Origin of the sequence: Pseudomonas sp. EYE_354 (assembly GCF_023148575.1) — a bacterium.
Taxonomy (GTDB): Bacteria; Pseudomonadota; Gammaproteobacteria; order Pseudomonadales; family Pseudomonadaceae; genus Aquipseudomonas.
Genome location: NZ_JAHXNQ010000007.1, coordinates 50917 through 73043, shown reverse-complemented (window position 1 = coordinate 73043; position 22127 = coordinate 50917). Strand labels below are relative to the sequence as shown.

Genomic DNA, 22127 nt, shown 5'->3' with positions numbered 1-22127 from the left:
AATCGGCCTCAAAGGTTGGGTGATTGGAGGGCCTTGATCAGCCCGACCTGTGATGGGGCCTCTTCAATCAGGTGTGTGCTGGGCAGAAACAGAAACCCCGGCACGGGGCCGGGGCTTCTTTTGCATCGTTACAACCTTACTTCAACTTGGCAATTGCCGCATTGAGGGTGTTGCTTGGGCGCATGGCCTTGCTGGTCAGTTCCGGGTTCGGCGCGTAGTAGCCGCCGATGTCCACTGGCTTGCCCTGTACAGCGTTGAGTTCGGCAACGATGGTTGCTTCGTTCGTGGCCAGGGTTTGTGCCAGTTCGCCGAACTGCGCTTGCAGTGCAGTGTCTTCGGTCTGTGCAGCCAGGGCTTGAGCCCAGTACAGCGCCAGATAGAAGTGGCTGCCGCGGTTGTCGATGTTGCCGACTTTGCGCGATGGCGACTTGTTGTTGTCCAGGAACTGGCCGGTGGCCTGGTCCAGAGTCTTGGACAGTACCAGGGCTTTCGGGTTGTTGTACGTCACACCCAAATGCTCAAGGGAGGCGGCCAGGGCCAGGAACTCGCCCAGGGAGTCCCAGCGCAGGAAGTTTTCTTCCAGCAGCTGTTGCACGTGCTTGGGTGCCGAACCGCCGGCGCCGGTTTCGAACAGACCACCGCCGTTCATCAGCGGCACGATGGACAGCATCTTGGCGCTGGTGCCCAGTTCCATGATCGGGAACAGGTCGGTCAGGTAGTCACGCAGTACGTTGCCGGTCACCGAGATGGTGTCCATGCCCTTGCGGGTACGTTCCAGGGTGAACTTCATCGCGTCGACCGGCGACATGATGCGGATGTCCAGGCCTTCGGTGTTGTGGTCTTTCAGGTAAGCCTGAACTTTCTCGACCACTACACCGTCGTGGGCGCGCTGTGGGTCCAGCCAGAAGATTGCTGGCGTGCCGCTGGCGCGAGCGCGGTTGACGGCCAGTTTGACCCAGTCCTGGATCGGCGCATCTTTGGTCTGGCACATGCGGAAGATGTCGCCGGCTTCGACGTTCTGTTCCATCAGCAGGTTGCCCTTGCTGTCGGTGATGCGGACTACGCCGTCAGCCTTGATCTGGAAGGTCTTGTCGTGGGAGCCGTACTCTTCGGCTTTCTTAGCCATCAGGCCAACGTTTGGCACGCTGCCCATGGTGGTTGGATCGAATGCGCCATTGGCCTTGCAGTCTTCGATGACGGCTTGGTAGATGGTGGCGTAGCAGCGATCCGGGATCACAGCCTTGGTGTCGTGCAGTTGGCCATCGGTGCCCCACATCTTGCCGGAGTCACGGATCATGGCCGGCATCGAGGCGTCGACGATGACGTCGCTCGGCACGTGCAGGTTGGTGATGCCTTTGTCGGAGTTGACCATCGCCAGGGAAGGGCGAGCGGCGTACACCGCCTGGATGTCAGCTTCGATCTGCGCTTGCTGGTCAGCCGGCAGCGCCTTGATGCGTGCGTACAGGTCGCCGATGCCGTTGTTCAGGTTGAAGCCGATCTGTTCCAGCACGGTGGCGTGCTTGGTCAGCGCGTCTTTATAGAACTCGGCAACGATCTGGCCGAACATGATCGGGTCGGAGACCTTCATCATGGTGGCTTTGAGGTGGACCGACAGCAGTACGCCTTGTTTCTTGGCGTCTTCGATTTCGGCGGCGATGAACGCACGCAGGGCATTCTTGCTCAGCACGGCGCTGTCGAGGATTTCGCCGGCCTGGGCGGTGGTCTTTTCTTTCAGAACGGTGGTAGTGCCGTCCTTGCCGACCAGCTCGATTTTGACCGCATCGGCGGCCTCGATCTGTACGGCTTTTTCGCTGCCGTAGAAGTCGCCGTTGCTCATGTGGGCAACGTGGGATTTGGAGTCAGTCGCCCATGCGCCCATTTTGTGTGGGTGCTTGCGGGCATAGTTCTTGACCGACAGCGGCGCGCGGCGGTCGGAGTTGCCTTCGCGCAGTACCGGGTTTACGGCGCTGCCCTTGACCTTGTCGTAACGTGCACGGGTTTCTTTTTCCGCGTCGGTGGTTACGGTTTCCGGGTAGTCCGGCAGGGCGTAGCCCTGGGCCTGCAGTTCTTTGATCGCGGCTTGCAGCTGCGGGGTCGAAGCACTGATGTTAGGCAGTTTGATGATGTTGGCTTCAGGGGTAACGGCCAGGGCGCCCAGTTCGGCGAGGTGGTCCGGTACGGCCTTGGTGCCCAGTTGCTCGGGGAAGCTTGCGAGGATGCGCCCTGCGAGGGAGATGTCGCGGGTTTCCACAGCAATATCAGCGGAAGCGGTGAAGGCCTCTACGATAGGCAGCAGTGAATAGGTGGCGAGGGCTGGGGCTTCGTCGGTGAAGGTGTAGATGATCTTCGAGCGGGTGGGCATATTCGGATTAACTCTCTTCTTTGCTGAAAGCGTGCGCAGAAACTCGAGATGCGCCGGGTGGAGCGCGTTCGTTCAAAGTCATCCATGAGCGAAATGTCGAGGTTTCTTCGCGGTGATGTTGGGTTGCATCAGTCGAGCGTCAAGCGGGTGGACTATTGTATTAGTCCTGCTTTTGGCGGAAGGCATCGCTCTTTATTTCCAGAAGCTAGAGCGGTCCGCCGTCGTGACTCTTTGGTCAGCGGCGGCATTATACATAGGTCGCTATGCTTACGCCGAGCCTTCATACAAAAGGTGTGTCGTCCATTGGTCTAAAGGTCGCAGGTACTGGCTTACGCCTAAAGTCGCACGATGTGCTCAAGATTGGCGTTTTTCCCTTTGCTTTCAGGCTTGTAGGCGACAATTTATGCTGTTTTCGATGCAAATGAGCATGGCGTGAGGTTTCAGTCGCCATTTATCTGGAGTAGGCTCGAACGCAGCCAGATGTTCAATCCATAGATGGAGTTCAGCATGGGATACAAGAAGATTCAGGTTCCGGCAGTCGGCGACAAAATCACCGTCAACGCAGACCATTCTCTCAATGTTCCTGACCAACCGATCATCCCTTATATCGAAGGTGACGGTATTGGCGTCGACATCAGCCCGGTGATGATCAAGGTGGTCGACGCAGCTGTTGAAAAGGCCTACGGCGGCAAGCGCAAGATTTCGTGGATGGAGGTGTATGCCGGCGAGAAGGCGACCCAGGTCTACGATCAGGACACCTGGCTGCCCCAGGAAACCCTCGATGCAGTCAGGGATTACGTGGTGTCCATCAAGGGCCCGCTGACGACGCCGGTCGGTGGCGGTATCCGTTCACTTAACGTGGCCCTGCGTCAGCAGCTCGATCTGTACGTCTGCCTGCGCCCCGTGCGCTGGTTTGAAGGCGTGCCCAGCCCGGTCAAAAAGCCCGGCGATGTGGACATGACCATCTTTCGTGAAAACTCCGAAGATATTTACGCCGGCATCGAGTGGAAAGCCGGCTCGCCGGAAGCGATCAAGGTGATCAAGTTCCTCAAGGAGGAAATGGGTGTCACCAAGATCCGTTTCGATCAGGATTGCGGGATTGGCATCAAGCCGGTGTCCAAAGAGGGCACCAAGCGCCTGGCGCGCAAGGCCCTGCAATATGTAGTGGATAACGATCGCGATTCGCTGACCATCGTGCACAAAGGCAACATCATGAAGTTCACCGAGGGTGCCTTCAAAGAGTGGGCCTACGAAGTGGCGGCCGAGGAGTTCGGTGCAACCTTGCTCGATGGCGGGCCGTGGATGCAGTTCAATAACCCGAAGACCGGCAAGAAGGTAGTGGTCAAGGACGCTATCGCCGACGCCATGCTCCAGCAGATTCTGTTGCGTCCCGCCGAATATGACGTGATCGCGACCCTTAACCTCAATGGTGATTACCTGTCCGATGCGCTGGCGGCCGAAGTGGGTGGCATCGGTATCGCGCCGGGGGCCAACCTGTCCGACACCGTGGCGATGTTCGAAGCGACCCACGGTACTGCGCCAAAATATGCGGGCAAGGACCAGGTCAACCCAGGGTCATTGATCCTGTCGGCAGAAATGATGCTGCGTCATATGGGGTGGATCGAGGCGGCCGATCTCATCATTAAAGGCACCAACGGTGCCATCTCGGCCAAGACCGTGACCTATGACTTCGAGCGCTTGATGGACGGCGCCAAGCTGGTGTCGTCGTCGGGCTTTGGTGATGCGCTGATCTCGCATATGTAAGGCTCAAAGCAGCAAAAAAAACGGCCGCCCCGGATGACTGGGGCGGCCTTTTTTTCGCAATTTACGCGCTCGGCGGTAGACTAGGCCGTTTGTTTATTTTCTTTGTTAACGTGTGGGGCTGCGTCTTTTTCCTTCACTGCATCGATATTTGCCGCGTGCAGGCCTTTGGGTCCTTGAATGATCTCAAAGGTCACCGGTTGGCCCGCCTTCAATGTTTTGTAGCCGTCCATGCTGATCGCGGAATAATGCGCAAAGAGATCTTCGTCGGGTTTTGCATCTGCATTAATGAAACCGTAGCCCTTGGCATTGTTGAACCATTTGACCTTGCCATTGATCTTGACGCCAGACATACCATATCCCTCTGCACCAGACTCCATCACTGGAGTATCATCCAGTTTATCCGTCCTAACCCGAATAAATAAGGTTGACTGCGCGGACCTTTTTTACCCACTGTGGGTTCTATTGGTTGTAACACCGATTTGCCGATAGTCAAGGCGACCAGCCGGTCAGAGATTGAAATTCTGACAGCTCGCCCCCACCACTGTATTTGAACCACTGACGAACCTTTCTTTCCATGCATGCAATCAGCCAGATTCGACTAACATTCAATCAGGATCGACCGGATCACGAACACGATGACGACGGTTCTGCAGGCATTGCTGTTCAGGAGGCCAAGCCTGCTTTACAGGCGCCGCCGATGTACAAGGTGGTTTTGTTCAATGATGACTACACGCCGATGGATTTCGTGGTTGAGGTGCTCGAGGTGTTTTTTAATTTGAACCGCGAGTTGGCGACCAAGGTAATGCTGGCCGTTCACACAGAAGGACGGGCAGTATGTGGTGTGTTTACCCGTGACATCGCCGAGACAAAGGCCATGCAGGTCAACCAGTACGCCAGGGAAAGCCAGCATCCGCTACTCTGTGAAATCGAGAAGGACGGTTAACGCCGACCACTTGGGTATGAGGTGAAGCTATGTTAAACCGCGAGCTCGAAGTCACCCTCAATCTTGCCTTCAAGGAGGCTCGTTCGAAGCGTCATGAGTTCATGACCGTCGAACACCTTTTGCTGGCACTTTTGGACAATGAAGCTGCCGCCACCGTTCTGCGTGCGTGCGGCGCCAACCTCGACAAACTCAAGCATGATCTGCAGGAGTTCATCGACTCCACCACGCCACTGATCCCCGTGCATGACGAGGACCGCGAAACCCAGCCAACCCTGGGCTTCCAGCGGGTATTGCAGCGCGCTGTGTTCCATGTACAGAGCTCCGGTAAGCGTGAAGTCACGGGCGCCAATGTGCTTGTGGCTATCTTCAGCGAACAGGAAAGCCAGGCAGTGTTCCTGCTCAAGCAGCAGAGCGTTGCCCGTATTGATGTCGTCAACTACATCGCCCACGGTATCTCCAAGGTGCCTGGGCACGGCGATCACTCTGAAGGCGAGCAGGATATGCAGGACGACGAGGGTGGTGAGTCTTCTTCTTCAAGCAATCCGCTGGACGCTTACGCCAGCAACCTTAACGAGCTGGCGCGCCAGGGGCGGATCGATCCGCTGGTGGGGCGCGAGCTTGAGGTCGAGCGCGTAGCGCAGATTCTCGCGCGTCGTCGCAAGAACAACCCGTTGCTGGTGGGTGAGGCTGGTGTGGGCAAGACCGCAATTGCCGAAGGCCTCGCCAAGCGTATCGTCGACAATCAGGTGCCGGATCTGCTGGCCAATAGCGTCGTCTACTCCCTTGACCTGGGCGCACTGCTGGCCGGGACCAAGTACCGTGGCGATTTCGAAAAGCGCTTCAAGGCGTTGCTCGGCGAGCTGAAAAAACGCCCGCAGGCTATCCTGTTTATCGATGAGATCCACACCATCATCGGTGCCGGTGCGGCGTCGGGCGGTGTAATGGATGCCTCGAACCTGCTCAAGCCCCTGCTGTCGTCGGGTGATATCCGTTGCATCGGCTCGACCACCTTCCAGGAGTTTCGTGGGATCTTCGAGAAGGACCGTGCCCTGGCGCGTCGCTTCCAGAAAGTCGATGTGTCCGAGCCATCGGTTGAAGACACCATCGGCATTCTGCGCGGGCTCAAGGGGCGTTTCGAAGCGCACCATGGCATCGAATACACCGATGAGGCCCTGCGTGCGGCGGCTGAGCTCGCGGCGCGCTACATCAATGACCGGCACATGCCGGACAAGGCGATCGACGTAATCGACGAGGCGGGCGCCTATCAGCGCCTGCAGCCGGTCGAGAAGCGTGTGAAGCGCATCGATGTACCTCAGGTCGAAGATATCGTGGCGAAGATCGCGCGGATTCCTCCAAAACACGTCACCAGCTCCGACAAGGAGTTGCTGCGCAACCTGGAGCGCGACCTCAAACTCACCGTATTCGGCCAGGATGCGGCCATCGACTCGCTATCCACGGCGATCAAGTTGTCGCGTGCGGGCCTCAAGTCGCCGGACAAGCCTGTGGGTTCGTTCCTGTTCGCCGGCCCTACCGGCGTCGGCAAGACCGAGGCGGCGCGGCAGTTGGCCAAGGCCATGGGTATCGAGTTGGTACGGTTCGACATGTCCGAATACATGGAGCGTCATACGGTGTCGCGCCTGATCGGTGCGCCTCCCGGCTATGTTGGGTTCGACCAGGGCGGTCTGTTGACCGAGGCGATCACCAAGCAACCGCATTGTGTATTGCTGCTCGATGAAATCGAAAAGGCCCACCCTGAAGTCTTCAACCTGCTGCTGCAGGTCATGGACCACGGGACCTTGACCGACAATAACGGGCGCAAGGCGGACTTCCGTAACGTGATCGTGATTATGACCACCAACGCCGGTGCCGAAACGGCCGCGCGGGCTTCGATCGGCTTTACGCACCAGGATCATTCTTCCGATGCGATGGAAGTGATCAAGAAGAGCTTTACACCGGAGTTCCGTAATCGCCTGGACACCATCATCCAGTTTGGTCGCCTCAGCCACGAGGTCATCAAAAGCGTGGTGGACAAGTTCCTCACCGAGCTTCAAGCGCAGTTGGAAGACAAGCGCGTGCAGCTGGATGTGACCGACGCGGCGCGCAACTGGCTTGCCGAAGGTGGTTACGACGCGGCAATGGGCGCTCGTCCAATGGCGCGTCTGATCCAGGACAAGATCAAGCGGCCACTGGCTGAAGAGATCCTGTTTGGTGAGCTGTCCGACCATGGCGGCGTGGTGCATATCGATCTGAAGGACGGCGAGCTGACCTTCGAGTTCGAGACCACGGCTGAAATGGCCTGATAGGGGGCGCAACAAAGCAAAAGGCGTCGAGAGGCGCCTTTTTGCTGTCTGGAAAATGAAGAAGATCAAACGTGCGCGCGCATTTGTGGTTTCAGGCAAATAGCACGCGCACAAAAACGCCCGGCATAACCGGGCGTTTTGTATTGACTTGCTTAGCGAGCGCGGTAAGTGATGCGCCCTTTGCTCAAGTCATAGGGCGTCAGCTCGACGCGCACTTTGTCACCGGTAAGAATACGAATGTAGTTCTTGCGCATCTTGCCGGAGATATGCGCGGTTACGACGTGCCCATTTTCCAACTCCACACGAAACATGGTGTTGGGCAGGGTGTCGACGACAGTGCCTTCCATTTCGAAGCTGTCTTCTTTCGACATGCAGTAAAGCCCTCGGTATCCAGTGAATGGCCCGGTGCAACTGCGCCAGGCAAAAGCGGCGTGCATTGTGCCCGAAAAAGGGTGTTTAAGCCAAGGGGTTCTAGTTAAGCGTGACCCATCTTTGATTAATCAGCAGCTCAATGGGCCGATATTGGGTCTTGTAGTTCATCTTTTTGCAGTTTTTTATCCAGTATCCGAGGTACACCGCCTCCAGTTCCAGGCGCAAGGCTTCGCCGATTTGCCACAGGATCGCAAAGCGTCCCAGGCTGCGGCGCTCCTCCGCCGGTTCGTAGAAGGTATAGACCGCCGAGAGGCCGTTGGGCAGCAAATCGGTCACCGCCACCGCTACCAGGCGGCCGTCCGCACGAAATTCGTAGAAGCGCGAGAAGGGCAGGTCGCGTACCAGGAATGTAGAGAACTGGTCACGGCTGGGCGGGAACATATCGCCGTCTGCATGGCGTTGCTCGATATAGCGCTGGTATAGATCAAAATATTCTTCGGTGAAGCGCGGTTTGCTCGCGCTGACCGTTAAGTCGACGTTGCGCTTGAGAATGCGCTTCTGGTTGCGGTCCGGCAGAAACTGCGTCACGGGGATGCGTGCCGGCACACAGGCGTTGCAGTTCTGGCAATGGGGGCGGTACAGGTGATCGCCGCTGCGCCGAAAGCCCATTTCCGAGAGATCGGCGTACACGTGCACGTCCATAGGCTGGCTGGGGTCGAGGAACAGCGTGGTGGCCTGCTCGTCGGGCAGATAGCTGCAAGCGTGGGGTTGAGTGGCATAAAACTTCAAACGCGCCAGCTCGGTCATGATCAACCCTCGGGATAAGCTTTGAAATAAGTGTAAGCCAGGTGGGCGAATGTCGCCTACGAAACCCACGGCCCGGTGCTGGGTAGGTCCAAGTGGTTGTGCAGGAACCCGGCGAAGTCACTGCGGGAGATGGCGCGAGCGCCCAGGCTGTGCAAGTGATCGTTGGGCATCTGGCAGTCAATCAGCACAAATCCCCAGGCCTTCAATTGACCCACCAGTGTGGCAAAGCCGAATTTGGAGGCGTTGTCGGCGCGGCTGAACATGGACTCGCCAAAGAATAACTGGCCCATTGCCAGGCCATAGAGACCGCCCACCAACGTGTCGTCGTCCCACACCTCGACCGAGTGTGCGTAACCGCGTTGGTGCAGCTCCAGATAGGCGCTCTGGATGCCTTGGGTGATCCAGGTGCCATCTGCGTAGGCGCGGGGGGCGGCGCACGCCTGGATAACGGCAGCGAAGTCCTGATCGAAGGTGACGCGGTAGCGCTGCTGGCGCAACAGTTTGCCGAGGCTGCGGGATACGTGAAGTTCGTCAGGGAAGATCACCGTGCGCGGGTCCGGAGACCACCACAGGATTGGCTGACCCTGGGAAAACCACGGAAAGCATCCGTGGCGGTAGGCTTGTACCAGTCGTTCGGCCGACAAGTCACCACCGGCGGCGAGCAGGCCGTTGGGTTCGCGCATGGCTTTGGCCAGCGGTGGGAAGGTCAGTGAATCGCGTTGTAACCAAGTCAGCATGGCATCCAGGCTTACGGAAGGGGAGGGGGTGGCAGGGAACATGCCTGCCCAGGCGTGTTGATTATTGTCGACGCAGCGCCATCGGGCCAGCCCGAATCGGTGAGCGAGCGGGATTACCGTTAATGGGTGTTTCTGCAACTCTGTGCCGGGGTCGTGGTCGTAATCGGGTTCGATGCATGCAGGCCATTTGCCAAGCTTGCCTTGATCTGTAAAAACAGCTCATAAGCCTTTGTCAGCAAAGACAATGCGTGCTCAAATTGACCGCCTAATGACACACCAACTTACGAAGCTTGCGGGTGAAGGGTCGGGGCGTGGCATCGGAGACACAAACCCGTACAATGCGGCCATTGTGGCGATGTCGTCGTTTCGTGAATCAATCGTGCAGTGTTAAAAGTAGATCGTTGATTTTTCAGCTGCTCGGATTGGGCAGTATTTGCAGTCATTTAACAGATGGACGCGCTAAAAGCGCAGGAAAAGACCCGTTTTGAAGAAATCCGCCGCAACACCCAAAGCAGCAGTCGTGCCGGCCTGGCGCCAGCACCTGCATTACCGCCTCAAGGAAGGTGCGCTGATCGCAATCGGCGCGCTCTGCCTGTTCCTGATCATGGCGCTGCTCACCTATGGCAAGGACGATCCAGGCTGGAGTCACAACAGCAAGATCGACGACGTGCAGAACTTCGGGGGGCCTGTAGGCTCCTACAGCGCCGATATTCTGTTCATGGTATTGGGTTACTTCGCGTACATCTTTCCGTTGCTGCTGGCGATCAAGACCTGGCAAATCTTCCGCCAGCGTCACGAGCCATGGCAGTGGAGCGGCTGGCTGTTTTCCTGGCGCCTGATCGGCCTGGTGTTCCTGGTGCTTTCTGGCGCCGCCCTGGCCCATATCCATTTCCATGCACCTACCGGGCTGCCGGCGGGCGCTGGCGGGGCGCTCGGCGAAAGCCTCGGTGACCTGGCGCGCAAGACCCTGAACATTCAGGGCAGCACCTTGATGTTCATCGCGCTGTTCCTGTTCGGGCTCACGGTGTTCACCGACCTGTCGTGGTTCAAGGTGATGGACGTGACGGGCAAGATCACCCTCGACCTGCTTGAGCTGTTCCAGGGCGCCGCCAACCGCTGGTGGGCCGCCCGCGTCGAGCGCAAGCGCATGGTTGCCCAGTTGCGCGAGGTGGACACCCGCGTCAACGAGGTGGTGGCCCCGAGCACACCGGACCGTCGCGAGCAGGCCAAGGTCAAGGAGCGCCTCATCGAGCGCGAGCAGGCCCTGAGCAAACACATGTCGGACCGCGAGAAACAAGTGCCGCCGGTGATCGCACCTGCGCCGCCCAAGGCCCCCGAGCCAAGCCATCGCGTGCAGAAAGAGAAGCAGGCACCGCTGTTTGTCGACAGCGCCGTCGAAGGCACCTTGCCACCAATTTCGATTCTCGACCCCGCCGAAAAGAAACAACTCAACTATTCACCGGAATCCCTGGCGGCCGTCGGCCACCTGCTGGAAATCAAGCTCAAGGAATTCGGTGTCGAAGTCTCGGTGGATTCGATCCACCCAGGCCCGGTGATTACCCGTTACGAAATTCAACCGGCGGCCGGTGTAAAGGTCAGCCGCATCTCCAACCTGGCCAAAGACTTGGCCCGCTCCCTGGCCGTGACCAGCGTGCGTGTGGTTGAAGTGATCCCCGGCAAGACCACAGTGGGTATCGAGATCCCCAACGAAGACCGCCAGATCGTGCGCTTCTCCGAAGTGCTGTCGACGCCTGAATACGACAACTTCAAATCGCCGGTCACCCTGGCCCTGGGCCACGACATCGGCGGCAAGCCGGTGATCACCGACCTGGCGAAAATGCCTCACTTGCTGGTGGCCGGTACCACGGGTTCGGGTAAGTCGGTGGGGGTGAACGCGATGATCCTGTCGATTCTGTTCAAATCCGGCCCGGATGACGCCAAGCTGATCATGATCGACCCGAAGATGTTGGAACTGTCGATCTACGAAGGCATCCCCCATCTGCTGTGCCCGGTGGTCACCGACATGAAGGACGCCGCCAACGCCCTGCGCTGGAGCGTGGCCGAGATGGAGCGCCGCTACAAGCTGATGGCGAAGATGGGGGTGCGCAACCTGTCGGGCTTCAACGCCAAGGTCAAGGAAGCCCAGGAGGCCGGCACGCCGCTGACCGACCCGCTGTACAAGCGTGAAAGCATTCACGACGAAGCGCCGCTGCTGAGCAAATTGCCGACCATCGTGGTGGTGGTCGACGAATTTGCCGACATGATGATGATCGTCGGCAAGAAGGTTGAAGAACTGATTGCGCGTATCGCCCAGAAAGCGCGTGCGGCCGGCATCCACTTGATCCTTGCCACTCAGCGTCCGTCGGTGGATGTGATCACCGGCCTGATCAAGGCCAACATCCCGACGCGTATGGCGTTCCAGGTGTCGAGCAAGATCGACTCGCGGACCATCATCGACCAGGGCGGCGCCGAACAACTGCTGGGCCATGGTGACATGCTCTACATGCCGCCCGGCACCAGCCTGCCAATTCGCGTACATGGCGCGTTCGTCTCCGACGATGAAGTGCACCGTGTGGTTGAAGCCTGGAAGCTGCGTGGGGCACCGGAATACAACGACGATATCCTCGCCGGTGTCGAAGAGGCCGGCAGTGGTTTTGACGGCGGCAGCGGCGGTGGTGACGATGACGCCGAGACCGACGCGCTGTACGACGAAGCCGTGGCCTTTGTACTGGAAAGCCGTCGCGCCTCGATTTCCGCAGTGCAGCGCAAGCTCAAGATTGGCTACAACCGCGCTGCCCGCATGATCGAAGCCATGGAAAACGCCGGCGTCGTGACCGCCATGAACACCAACGGTTCGCGTGAAGTGATTGCCCCCGGGCAGATGCGCGACTGACCCCGTGCCGTGTGGCAACACGCGGCGCGCCTTAACGACTCAATGAGGACTCCCATGCGCTTTATCCGCATGCTGTTGTTGCCGGCACTGGCCCTGACCGCTGTTTCGGCTCACGCTGACCCAGCCTCCGTGGCCAGCCTGAAGAACCTGTTGGACAAGTCCCAGACCCTGACCGCACGTTTCTCCCAGCTGACCCTGGATGCGGGCGGTACCCAGTTGCAGGAAACGGCCGGTGAAATGGCGGTGCAGCGTCCTGGGCTGTTCTACTGGCATACCGAAGGCAAGGCCGAACAGACCATCGTTTCCGATGGCCAGAAAGTCACGCTGTGGGACCCGGACCTTGAGCAGGCGACCATCAAGAAGCTCGACCCGCGCCTGAACCAGACGCCAGCACTGCTGTTGTCGGGCGATGTGTCGAAGATCAACGACAGCTTTGACATCACCTCCAAGCAAACCAGCAATGTGATCGAGTTCACCCTCAAGCCCAAGTCCAAGGACACGCTGTTTGACACGCTGTCCCTGTCGTTCGGCAACGGTGTAATCAATAACATGCGCCTGGTCGACAGCGTCGGCCAGCGTACCGATATCCTGTTCAGCGGGGTCAAGGCCAACCAGCCGGTGCCTGCGTCCAAGTTCAAGTTCGACATCCCCAAGGGTGCCGACGTGATCCAGGAATAACTCGCCCAGAGGTTTCAAACGCTGCCCATGGATCTGTTTCGAAGTGACCCGATTGCCCAGCCCCTGGCCGCACGCTTGCGTTCGACCAATCTGGACGAGTACGTCGGTCAGGAACACCTGCTCGCTCGCGGCAAGCCTTTGCGTGAAGCACTGGAGCAGGGCGCGCTGCACTCGATGATTTTCTGGGGGCCGCCGGGCGTGGGTAAAACCACCCTGGCGCGGCTGCTGGCGAAAGTGTCGGATGCGCACTTCGAAACGGTCTCGGCGGTGCTGGCCGGGGTCAAGGAGATCCGCCAGGCGGTCGAGGTGGCCAAGCAGCAGGCAGGCCAGTACGGCAAGCGCACGATTCTGTTCGTCGACGAAGTGCATCGCTTCAACAAGTCGCAGCAGGACGCGTTTTTGCCCTATGTGGAAGACGGCACGCTGATCTTTATCGGCGCCACCACCGAAAACCCCTCGTTCGAACTCAACAACGCATTGCTTTCGCGGGCGCGGGTCTATGTGCTCAAAAGCTTGGATGAAGCGGCGATGCAAAAGCTGCTGCAGCGCGCCTTGAGCGAAGACAAGGGCCTGGGCAAGCGCCAACTGAGTCTTAGTGACGAAGGTTTCAAGATCCTGCTCAGCGCCGCTGATGGCGATGGGCGGCGCTTTCTCAACCTGCTGGAGAACGCCTCCGACCTGGCCGAAGACGGCACCGAGATCGGTGTCGACCTGCTGCAAAGCCTGCTCGGCGACACCCGCCGCCGTTTCGACAAGGGCGGCGAAGCTTTTTACGACCAGATTTCGGCGCTGCATAAATCGGTGCGCGGCTCCAATCCGGACGGCGCGCTGTACTGGTTTGCGCGCATGATCGACGGCGGTTGCGACCCGCTGTACCTCGCGCGTCGCGTGGTGCGCATGGCCAGCGAAGACATTGGCAACGCCGACCCGCGCGCGCTGAGCCTGTGCCTCGCCGCATGGGATGTGCAGGAGCGCCTGGGCAGCCCGGAAGGCGAGCTGGCGGTGGCCCAGGCCATTACATATCTGGCCTGCGCGCCAAAAAGCAATGCGGTGTACATGGGCTTCAAATCGGCCCTGCGTGCGGCCGCCGAGTACGGCTCGCTTGAGGTCCCGCTGCATTTGCGCAATGCGCCGACCAAACTGATGAAGCAACTGGGCTACGGTGATGAGTACCGCTACGCCCACGATGAACCGGACGCCTATGCCGCCGGTGAAGACTACTTTCCCGACGAGCTTGAGCCATTGCCGCTTTACCAGCCTGTGCCCCGCGGCCTGGAGCTGAAAATCGGTGAAAAGCTCAATCACCTCGCCAGCCTCGATCGTTTAAGCCCCAGACAGCGGAGAAAGTCATGATTCCTTTGGTGGTTGCAGTCTCCGCAGGGGGGATCGCAGGTACACTGCTTCGCTTTGCAACGGGTAATTGGGTGACCGCCCATTGGCCGAAGCACTTCTATACCGCGACGCTGGCCGTTAATATCGTGGGCTGTCTGCTGATCGGCATTTTATATGGCCTGTTTTTAGTGCGCCCCGAGGTACCTGTCGAGGTGCGCGCCGGGTTGATGGTCGGCTTTCTTGGCGGCCTGACGACCTTTTCATCTTTTTCACTGGATACCGTGCGCCTGCTGGAAAGTGGGCAGGTGCCGCTGGCAATCGGCTATGCGGCCATCAGCGTATTCGGCGGGCTGCTCGCCACCTGGGCTGGCCTGTCCTTGACCAAACTTTGATAAACGAGAGACCGACATGCTCGATTCCAAACTGTTACGTAGCAACCTTCAGGACGTAGCGGACCGCCTGGCATCCCGTGGCTTTGCCCTGGACGTCGCGCGCATCGAAGCGCTGGAAGAACAGCGCAAGACCGTCCAGACCCGCACCGAAGCACTGCAGGCTGAGCGTAACGCGCGTTCCAAATCCATCGGTCAGGCCAAACAGCGTGGCGAAGACATCGCGCCGTTGATGGCGGACGTCGAGCGCATGGGCACCGAGCTGTCCGACGGCAAGGTCGAGCTGGACAAGATCCAGTCCGAGCTGGACCAGATCCTGCTGGGTATTCCTAACCTGCCACATGAGTCCGTGCCGGTCGGCGAAGACGAAGACGGTAACGTTGAAGTGCGTCGCTGGGGCACGCCAAAAGCCTTTGATTTCGAGATCAAGGACCACGTCGCCCTGGGCGAACTGACCGGTGGCCTGGATTTCGAAACCGCCGCGAAAATGTCCGGTGCGCGCTTTTCGTTGCTGCGCGGCCCGATTGCGCGCATGCACCGTGCCCTGGCGCAGTTCATGATCAACCTGCACACCGGCGAGCATGGCTACGAAGAGGCCTACACCCCGTATCTGGTTCAGGCGCCGGCGCTGATGGGCACCAGCCAGTTGCCGAAGTTCGAGGAAGACCTGTTCAAGATCAGCCGCGACGGCGAAGCCGATCTGTACCTGATCCCGACGGCCGAAGTGTCGCTGACCAATATCGTGGCCGGCGAGATCCTCGACGCCAAGCAACTGCCGATCAAGTTTGTCGCCCACAGCCCGTGCTTTCGCAGTGAAGCCGGCGCGTCCGGGCGTGACACGCGCGGCATGATCCGCCAGCACCAGTTCGACAAGGTCGAGATGGTGCAGGTGGTCGAGCCGTCGACCTCGATGCAGGCCCTGGAAAACCTCACCGCCAATGCCGAGCGCGTCCTGCAACTGCTGGAGCTGCCGTACCGCGTGCTGGCACTGTGCACCGGCGACATGGGCTTCAGCGCCGTGAAGACCTACGACCTGGAAGTGTGGGTGCCGAGCCAGGACAAGTACCGCGAAATTTCGTCGTGCTCCAACTGCGGTGATTTCCAGGCTCGTCGCATGCAGGCGCGTTTCCGCAATCCGGAAACCGGCAAGCCGGAACTGGTACACACCCTCAACGGTTCGGGCCTGGCGGTAGGCCGTACCCTGGTCGCCGTGCTGGAAAACTACCAGCAGGCCGACGGTTCCATTCGCGTGCCGGACGTGCTCAAGCCTTATATGGCGGGCGTTGAGGTCATCCGCTAAATGGAATTTCTGCCGCTGTTCCATAACCTGCGCGGCAGCCATGTATTGGTCGTCGGTGGCGGGGAGATTGCCTTGCGCAAGTCCCGCCTGCTGGCGGAAGCCGGTGCCGTGCTGCGAGTGGTTGCTCCCCAGATCGAAGACCAACTGCGTGCGTTGGTGCAGGGCAGTGGCGGGGTACTGATTGTGCGTGGTTATCAGGAAGCCGACCTCGACGGTTGCACCCTGGTGATCGCCGCGACCGACGACGAGCCGCTGAACGCGCAAGTGTCCAGTGATGCCAAGCGTCGCTGCGTGCCCGTCAATGTGGTGGACGCGCCGGCCTTGTGCAGTGTGATCTTCCCGGCGATCGTCGACCGTTCGCCGTTGGTGATTGCGGTGTCCAGTGGCGGCGATGCGCCGGTACTGGCGCGTTTGATCCGAGCCAAACTGGAAACCTGGATTCCTTCAACCTACGGCCAATTGGCCGGGCTGGCGGCGCGTTTTCGTGCGCAGGTCAAAAGCCTGTATCCGGATGTGCAGCAGCGTCGTGCGTTCTGGGAAGAAGTGTTCCAGGGCCCGATTGCCGACCGTCAATTGGCCGGGCAGGGCGCTGAGGCCGAGCGTCTGTTGATCGACAAAGTCAACGGTGCGCCACCTTATGCGCCGGGCGAGGTATACCTGGTGGGCGCAGGCCCGGGCGATCCGGACCTGCTGACCTTCCGCGCGCTGCGCCTGATGCAGCAAGCCGATGTGGTGCTGTATGACCGCTTGGTAGCGCCTGCGATTCTCGACCTGTGCCGTCGCGATGCCGAGCGTGTGTACGTCGGCAAGCGTCGCGCCGACCATGCCGTGCCTCAGGAGCAGATCAACCAGCAACTGGTTAACCTGGCCAAGCAAGGCAAGCGCGTGCTGCGCCTGAAGGGCGGCGACCCGTTCATTTTTGGGCGCGGCGGGGAAGAGATCGAGGAACTGGCGGCCCATGGTATCCCGTTCCAGGTGGTGCCGGGGATCACCGCGGCCAGCGGCTGTGCGGCGTACGCCGGTATTCCACTGACCCACCGTGACCATGCGCAGTCGGTACGGTTTATCACCGGGCACTTGAAGAACGGCACGTCGGACCTGCCCTGGCAGGACCTGGTGGGGCCGTCGCAGACCTTGGTGTTCTATATGGGGTTGATTGGCTTGCCGATCATTTGCGAACAACTGGTCAAGCACGGGCGCGCCGCCGATACCCCGGCCGCGTTGATCCAGCAGGGCACCACGTCCAATCAACGTGTGTTTACCGGTACCCTGGCGGATTTGCCGCGCATGGTGGCGGAGCATGAAGTGCATGCGCCGACACTGGTGATCGTCGGCGAAGTGGTGTTATTGCGCGAGAAACTCAAATGGTTTGAAGGGGCTCAATCCCAGGTCTGAACCCCGTACCTGCCGCTTTGGCGAGCGGGCTTGCACACGTGCGACGCAAGCTCGCTCACCCCATCCGTCACTGACGGCTGAATACCGATTTGCCGCTCAGCTTTTCTCGATCGTGCAGGGCATCAAAGTGTTGCGATGGCCCTTTAGGCACAATCCCGGTCGGGTTGATCGTCCGGTGGCTCCCGTAGTAATGCCCCTTGATGTGCTCGAAATTCACCGTCTCGGCCACCCCCGGCCACTGATATAACTCGCGCAACCAGTTCGACAGGTTCGGATAATCCGCGATCCGCCGCAAATTACACTTGAAGTGGCCGTAATACACCGCATCAAATCGAATCAGCGTGGTGAACAGCCGGATATCCGCCTCGGTGAGGTATTCGCCGGCCAGGTAGCGATGATCGCCAAGGTGCTGTTCCAGGTGGTCGAGTTCGGCAAACACATCGTCAAATGCGCTTTCGTAAGCCCTCTGCGACGTGGCGAAGCCTGCGCGATAGACGCCGTTGTTCACGGCCGGATAGATGCGCTCGTTGAGGCTGTCGATGGTTGCACGGAGTGGCTCAGGGTAAAAATCCAGGGTATTGCCGGTCAGTCCATCGAATGCGCTGTTGAACATGCGGATGATCTCCGCCGATTCATTGCTGACGATGCGCTTGAGTTGTTTGTCCCACAGCACCGGCACGGTGACGCGCCCGGTGTAGTCGGCAGTCTCGGCGGTGTAGCGCTGGTGCATGTAGGTAAAGTCGTCGAGGGCATCGCCGGTAGAGCCGTGAGCCTTATCGAAGGTCCAGCCGTTTTCCAGCATCAGCCAACTGACCACGGACACGTCGATCAGGCTTTCCAGGCCCTTTAGCGCGCGCATGATCAAGGTGCGGTGAGCCCAGGGGCAGGCCAGGGACACGTAGAGGTGATAGCGACCGGCCTCAGCCTTAAAGCCGCCTTCGCCGCTGGGGCCGGGCTGGCCGTCGGCCGTCACCCAGTGGCGGCGTTGGGCCTGTTCGCGCTGGAAAGCGCCATCGGCGCTGCTTTCGTACCACTGGTCTTTCCAGTGTCCTTCGATCAACAAACCCATGACTGGCTCCTCAACTGTTAAGCGTTGGAGCCCAGTCTAAAGGGATGAGTTCGAACTAAAAGCGCAAAGACTGCGGGTCAATGATCGATTAAATCGATTTGTCCCGTGCGTCCCAGTACTGCTGGGCCAAAGCGAAGGCCTGTTCCCGCGGGTGGCCGAGACCGCGCAAGGCCAGGGCCATGGTGGCAATCAGCGCCAATTGCGGATAGCTGTCCTGTACGTCGCCACGCCATACCGCTTTTAAATGCGCCGGGTCGAGGGCGGCCGGTTTTACGTGGCGCTGGGCGGAGAGGGCGGGCCATTCTTCGTCCCAGCTTTCGCCGCCGGTGGTGCCGTAGAGGTGGCTCGCCGTGTCGGGGTTGATCTCGATCTCACCGCCGTCGCCCTTGACCACAATCACGTTGTCGCCGAGCAGGCCGCTGGCGTCGCGGTGCACACCCTGGTAACCGGGGTGGAAAATGCTTTGCAGCCCGCAGCGTGCATTCAGCGGGTTGAGCAGGCGTGCCAGGGAGTGGATCGGCGAGCGCAGGCCCAGGGTGTTGCGCAGGTCGATCATGCGTTGCAGTTGCGGCGCCCAGTCGCCCAGCGGGATAAACGCCAGCTTGCCCTGTTCGAACGCGGTGCCCACCTGCTGCCAGTTGCGGCACAGCGGAATCTGCAAGTCGTCGAGCAGTTGTTCGGTGTACAGCCGGCCGGCGGTGTGGGCGCCGCCGCCGTGCATGAGGATGCGCACGCTGTTGTGTGCCAGACATTTGGCTGCCAGTAGATACCACGGCAGGTGGCGTTTTTTGCCGGCGTAGGTCGGCCAGTCGATCGCCACATCAAACTCGGGTGCATTCAAGCGTTCGCGCACGGCCTCGGTGAAACCGGCGAGTTCTTCCGGGCTTTCTTCCTTGTGACGCAGCAGCATCAGGAACGCGCCGAGTTGTGTGTCTTCAACTTTATCGTCGAGCAACATGCCCATGGCCTCGCGGGCTTCCTCGCGGGTGAGGTTGCGCGCGCCGCGCTTGCCTTTGCCGAGGATGCGCACGAAGGGCGCAAACGGGTGTTCGGCAGGGGTTTGAAGGGTCAGCGGGGCAACGTCGGTCATAAGCAATTCGTCGGTCTGGGCAGGCCCGCCAGTTTGGCGGCGAGTTTGGCGGGAGTGCCGTTGAACAGTTTGTTGAGGTGCAGGCTGTTGCCCTTTTCCGGCCCCAGTTTCATGGCGGTGTACTTGATCAGTGGGCGGGTGGCTGGCGACAGTTGGAACTCGGCGTAAAAGGCGCGCAGCAGTTCGAGGATCTGCCAGTGGTCCGCGGTCAATTCCAGGTGCTCGGCGGCGGCCAGGGCGTGCGCCACCTCGTGTGACCAGTCGTTGAGGTCGACGAGGTAGCCGTCCTTGTCCAGTTCGAGGCGGCGTTCGCCAATGGTCAGGGTGTTCATAGCCAGGTGTTGACCTTGTCGTAGTCGATCGACAGTTGCACAAAGCCTGGGTAATCCACGCTGTCAGCCCAATCCGGCAGCGGCAGGTTACGCGCTTGCATGTCCTCGGCCAGCACGAACACTTTGACCCCCTTGAGGTGCAGCGCCGGGGTGTGCAGCCCGTAGGCGCCGTCGCCGCAGAGCAGGATCGCGTCTTCGCGGGCGCAGATGCGCAGGCAGCTCTCGAGTCGGCTGTCGGTAAACGGGGAGTGGGCTATCACGTGTAAGGTCGACATCAGAGGGTAATCACCTGGTCGTAACGGTCAATCAGCTGCGAGATCGCGCGGCTGTCCAGCGGTTGTGCGTTGGCGGGGTGGGGCAGGCCACGCTCGGCCAGGCTGTGGTGGCAGGCAAATACATCGTCGACACCAAACAGCTCCAGTGCCTGCAGGTTGGCGCTCAGGTCTTTTTGTTGCACGGCTCTGGCGTCCTGATGCGCTGCCAACTGGAACACACCGTCATCCATGAATAGCAGGCCGATAGGCAGGTCGAACGCGCCGCCGGCCAGTACGATATCCAGCGCTTCGCGTGCGCTGGGCCCGGACCAAGGCGCCTGGCGGCTGATCACCAATAGGGATTTGGACATGTCATGGCCCTCCAAAACAGATCAGGCGGTCGGCACCCTGTATCGCATCATGCAATTGGCCCAGGCCCGACAGCGCCCAGGGCGCCTCCAGGTTCACCGCGCTGCGTTGATAGCGCGTAGCCTCTTCGCTATCAAGCACGCCACGGCGCAAGGCGGCGGCAATGCACACCACGCCGTCGAGTTGGTGCCGGCTGACCAGCTCGCGCCATTGGCGAGCGATGTCTTGCTCATCCTGAGGCGCGACGATGTTATTGGACGCGCTGTACACGCCGTCCTGATAAAAAAACAACCGCACAATCTCGTGCCCGCCGGCCAGTACGGCCTGGGCGAACAGCAGGGCGCGCCGCGACGAGGGCACGTGGGCGGCGGAATACAGGGCTATCGCAAACTTCATGGAGCACTCGGCAAGCAAACGTGGGCCAATGATAAAGCCGCAGCCCCAAAAAAGCCCGCCGTGATCAAAACAGTCACTATTGATGATTGTTCTGACGATTGCCGGTACGAACAAGGCTGCCTAGTCTGTGGGAACTCGAAACCGAAGTGGAGTTTCCATGACAGGTCCCTTGGCGTCCCTCAAAGTCCTCGATTTTTCTACCTTGCTGCCCGGCCCGTTTGCCTCCCTGATGCTCGCGGATATGGGCGCCGACGTCCTGCGTATAGAAGCGCCCAAGCGTCTGGACCTGCTGCGCGTGCTGCCGCCCCATGATCAGGGTACCTCGGCGAGCCACGCCTACCTCAATCGCAACAAACGCAGCCTGGCCCTGGACCTTAAACAGGCCGAAGCGCTGGAGATCGTGCGCGCGCTGGTGAAGGACTACGACATTGTGCTGGAACAGTTCCGGCCGGGCGTGATGGAGCGCCTGGGCCTGGGGTATGAAGCGTTGAAGGCGATTAATCCGCGGCTGATCTATGTGTCGATCACCGGGTACGGCCAGACGGGTCCGTATAAAGACCGCGCCGGGCACGATATTAACTACCTGGCGCTGGCGGGTGTGGCCAGTCACACCGGACGTCAGGACAGCGGGCCGTTGCCGCTGGGCGTGCAATTGGCGGACGTGGGCGGTGGTTCGTTGCATGCGGTGGCGGGGTTGCTGGCCGCGGTGATCGCCCGCCAGCACAGCGGGGTGGGGCAATACCTGGACGTGAGCATGACCGATTGCGCGTTCAGTCTGAACGCCATGGCGGGGGCGGGGTATCTGGCCTGTGGCATAGAGCCGGGTTGGGAAAGTCATGCGCTCAATGGCGGCAGTTTCTACGATTACTACCGTTCCCGTGATGGACGCTGGATGTCGGTCGGCAGCCTTGAGCCGGCTTTTATGCAGCGGCTCTGCGCGGCATTGGGGCGACCGGAGTTGGTCGCGTTGGGGTTGAACCCCGAGCGACAGCCGGCGCTGAAGCAGGCACTGCAGGTGGAATTCGAGAAGCGCAGCTTTGAGCAGTTATGCGAGTTGTTTGCCGGGGTGGACGCCTGTGTAGAGCCGGTGTTGAGCTTTGGTGAAGCCGTGGAGCATCCGCAGTTGAAAGCGCGGGAGTTGGTGAGCCAGGTACCTCGCGGCGACGGTTCGACCCAGGCGCAGATGGCCTGCCCGCTTAAGTTTTCTGAAGGGTTGCCAGCGCCTCGCTATATTGGCGCCGCTGTTGGGGCGCACACCGATGAGGTGCTGGCGGCCCTGGGGATCAGTGCTCAGCGGATCGCCGATTTGCGGCAGGGCAAAGTGGTTGGGTGACTGCGTGGCCTG

General features: G+C 60.0%; 21 protein-coding genes. 10 read left to right on the top strand and 11 right to left on the bottom strand.

Going from position 1 to position 22127, the window contains the following annotated elements:
* Positions 1–136 precede the first annotated feature (136 nt).
* The gene (locus KZX66_RS11615; RefSeq protein WP_248079486.1) at positions 137–2362 is read right to left on the bottom strand and encodes an NADP-dependent isocitrate dehydrogenase; all 2226 of its coding nucleotides are present in this window, start codon (positions 2360–2362) and stop codon (positions 137–139) included.
* A 507-nt stretch (positions 2363–2869) separates the two neighbouring features.
* Between KZX66_RS11615 and icd the strand changes: the two genes are divergently transcribed.
* Positions 2870–4126 (top strand): NADP-dependent isocitrate dehydrogenase, encoded by a 1257-nt coding sequence (gene icd / locus KZX66_RS11610; RefSeq protein ID WP_248079484.1) that lies wholly within the window; start codon positions 2870–2872, stop codon positions 4124–4126.
* Positions 4127–4206: 80 nt separating this feature from the next.
* Here icd and cspD read toward each other — a convergent pair whose 3' ends face one another.
* Positions 4207–4476: a cold shock domain-containing protein CspD gene (cspD, locus tag KZX66_RS11605; protein ID WP_248079482.1), complete on the bottom strand. Its 270-nt coding sequence runs from the start codon at positions 4474–4476 to the stop codon at positions 4207–4209.
* A gap of 224 nt (positions 4477–4700) precedes the next feature.
* Here cspD and clpS point away from each other — a divergent pair, with 224 nt between their 5' ends.
* A complete protein-coding gene (clpS, locus tag KZX66_RS11600) occupies positions 4701–5069 on the top strand; it encodes an ATP-dependent Clp protease adapter ClpS (protein ID WP_010567912.1) in 369 nt (122 codons plus the stop codon).
* 29 nt (positions 5070–5098) lie between these two features.
* Positions 5099–7369, top strand: coding sequence for an ATP-dependent Clp protease ATP-binding subunit ClpA (clpA, locus tag KZX66_RS11595; RefSeq protein WP_248079480.1), 2271 nt, complete (start codon positions 5099–5101; stop codon positions 7367–7369).
* 152 nt (positions 7370–7521) lie between these two features.
* Here clpA and infA read toward each other — a convergent pair whose 3' ends face one another.
* The 3 genes from infA to aat all read right to left on the bottom strand — a co-directional run bounded on the left by infA (position 7522) and on the right by aat (position 9285).
* Positions 7522–7740 (bottom strand): translation initiation factor IF-1, encoded by a 219-nt coding sequence (gene infA, locus KZX66_RS11590; RefSeq protein WP_002553999.1) that lies wholly within the window; start codon positions 7738–7740, stop codon positions 7522–7524.
* 100 nt (positions 7741–7840) lie between these two features.
* Entirely contained in the window at positions 7841–8548 is a 708-nt protein-coding gene (locus KZX66_RS11585) for an arginyltransferase (RefSeq protein ID WP_248079478.1), read from the bottom strand.
* Positions 8549–8604: 56 nt separating this feature from the next.
* The gene (aat, locus tag KZX66_RS11580; RefSeq protein WP_248079476.1) at positions 8605–9285 is read right to left on the bottom strand and encodes a leucyl/phenylalanyl-tRNA--protein transferase; all 681 of its coding nucleotides are present in this window, start codon (positions 9283–9285) and stop codon (positions 8605–8607) included.
* A gap of 484 nt (positions 9286–9769) precedes the next feature.
* Between aat and ftsK the strand changes: the two genes are divergently transcribed.
* Genes ftsK through cysG form a run of 6 tightly spaced genes read left to right on the top strand, consistent with a single transcriptional unit; the run spans position 9770 to position 17272 of the window.
* A complete protein-coding gene (ftsK, locus tag KZX66_RS11575) occupies positions 9770–12178 on the top strand; it encodes a DNA translocase FtsK (protein WP_248079475.1) in 2409 nt (802 codons plus the stop codon).
* Positions 12179–12232: 54 nt separating this feature from the next.
* Positions 12233–12856, top strand: coding sequence for an outer membrane lipoprotein chaperone LolA (gene lolA, locus KZX66_RS11570; RefSeq protein ID WP_003174700.1), 624 nt, complete (start codon positions 12233–12235; stop codon positions 12854–12856).
* Positions 12857–12883: 27 nt separating this feature from the next.
* Positions 12884–14209, top strand: coding sequence for a replication-associated recombination protein A (locus tag KZX66_RS11565; RefSeq protein ID WP_248079474.1), 1326 nt, complete (start codon positions 12884–12886; stop codon positions 14207–14209).
* Complete coding sequence (crcB, locus tag KZX66_RS11560; protein WP_248079473.1) at positions 14206–14580, top strand: fluoride efflux transporter CrcB; 375 nt, start codon at positions 14206–14208, stop codon at positions 14578–14580. Before KZX66_RS11565 ends, crcB begins: the two co-directional genes overlap by 4 nt.
* A 16-nt stretch (positions 14581–14596) precedes the next feature.
* On the top strand, positions 14597–15877 hold the full coding sequence (serS, locus tag KZX66_RS11555) for a serine--tRNA ligase (RefSeq protein WP_248079472.1): 1281 nt from the start codon (positions 14597–14599) through the stop codon (positions 15875–15877).
* Positions 15878–17272, top strand: a complete 1395-nt coding sequence (gene cysG / locus KZX66_RS11550) for a siroheme synthase CysG (protein ID WP_248079471.1) — start codon at positions 15878–15880, stop codon at positions 17270–17272. It begins immediately after the preceding gene.
* Positions 17273–17339: 67 nt separating this feature from the next.
* Here cysG and KZX66_RS11545 read toward each other — a convergent pair whose 3' ends face one another.
* From KZX66_RS11545 to tusD, 6 genes are all read right to left on the bottom strand, one after another.
* On the bottom strand, positions 17340–18341 hold the full coding sequence (locus KZX66_RS11545) for a glutathione S-transferase family protein (RefSeq protein WP_248079470.1): 1002 nt from the start codon (positions 18339–18341) through the stop codon (positions 17340–17342).
* An 88-nt stretch (positions 18342–18429) separates the two neighbouring features.
* The gene (locus KZX66_RS11540) at positions 18430–19431 is read right to left on the bottom strand and encodes a glycosyl transferase family protein (RefSeq protein WP_248079468.1); all 1002 of its coding nucleotides are present in this window, start codon (positions 19429–19431) and stop codon (positions 18430–18432) included.
* Entirely contained in the window at positions 19428–19763 is a 336-nt protein-coding gene (locus tag KZX66_RS11535; RefSeq protein WP_248079465.1) for a TusE/DsrC/DsvC family sulfur relay protein, read from the bottom strand. The genes KZX66_RS11540 and KZX66_RS11535 overlap by 4 nt, the downstream gene beginning before the upstream one ends.
* Positions 19760–20038 carry a sulfurtransferase complex subunit TusB gene (tusB, locus tag KZX66_RS11530; RefSeq protein ID WP_248079463.1) on the bottom strand — a complete coding sequence of 93 codons (279 nt, stop codon included), beginning with the start codon at positions 20036–20038 and terminating at the stop codon, positions 19760–19762. Before tusB ends, KZX66_RS11535 begins: the two co-directional genes overlap by 4 nt.
* On the bottom strand, positions 20038–20388 hold the full coding sequence (gene tusC, locus KZX66_RS11525) for a sulfurtransferase complex subunit TusC (protein WP_248079461.1): 351 nt from the start codon (positions 20386–20388) through the stop codon (positions 20038–20040). Before tusC ends, tusB begins: the two co-directional genes overlap by 1 nt.
* Before the next feature lies 1 nt (position 20389).
* A complete protein-coding gene (gene tusD / locus KZX66_RS11520) occupies positions 20390–20782 on the bottom strand; it encodes a sulfurtransferase complex subunit TusD (RefSeq protein ID WP_248079459.1) in 393 nt (130 codons plus the stop codon).
* Positions 20783–20939: 157 nt separating this feature from the next.
* Here tusD and KZX66_RS11515 point away from each other — a divergent pair, with 157 nt between their 5' ends.
* Positions 20940–22115 (top strand): CaiB/BaiF CoA-transferase family protein, encoded by a 1176-nt coding sequence (locus tag KZX66_RS11515; protein ID WP_248079457.1) that lies wholly within the window; start codon positions 20940–20942, stop codon positions 22113–22115.
* Positions 22116–22127 lie beyond the last annotated feature (12 nt).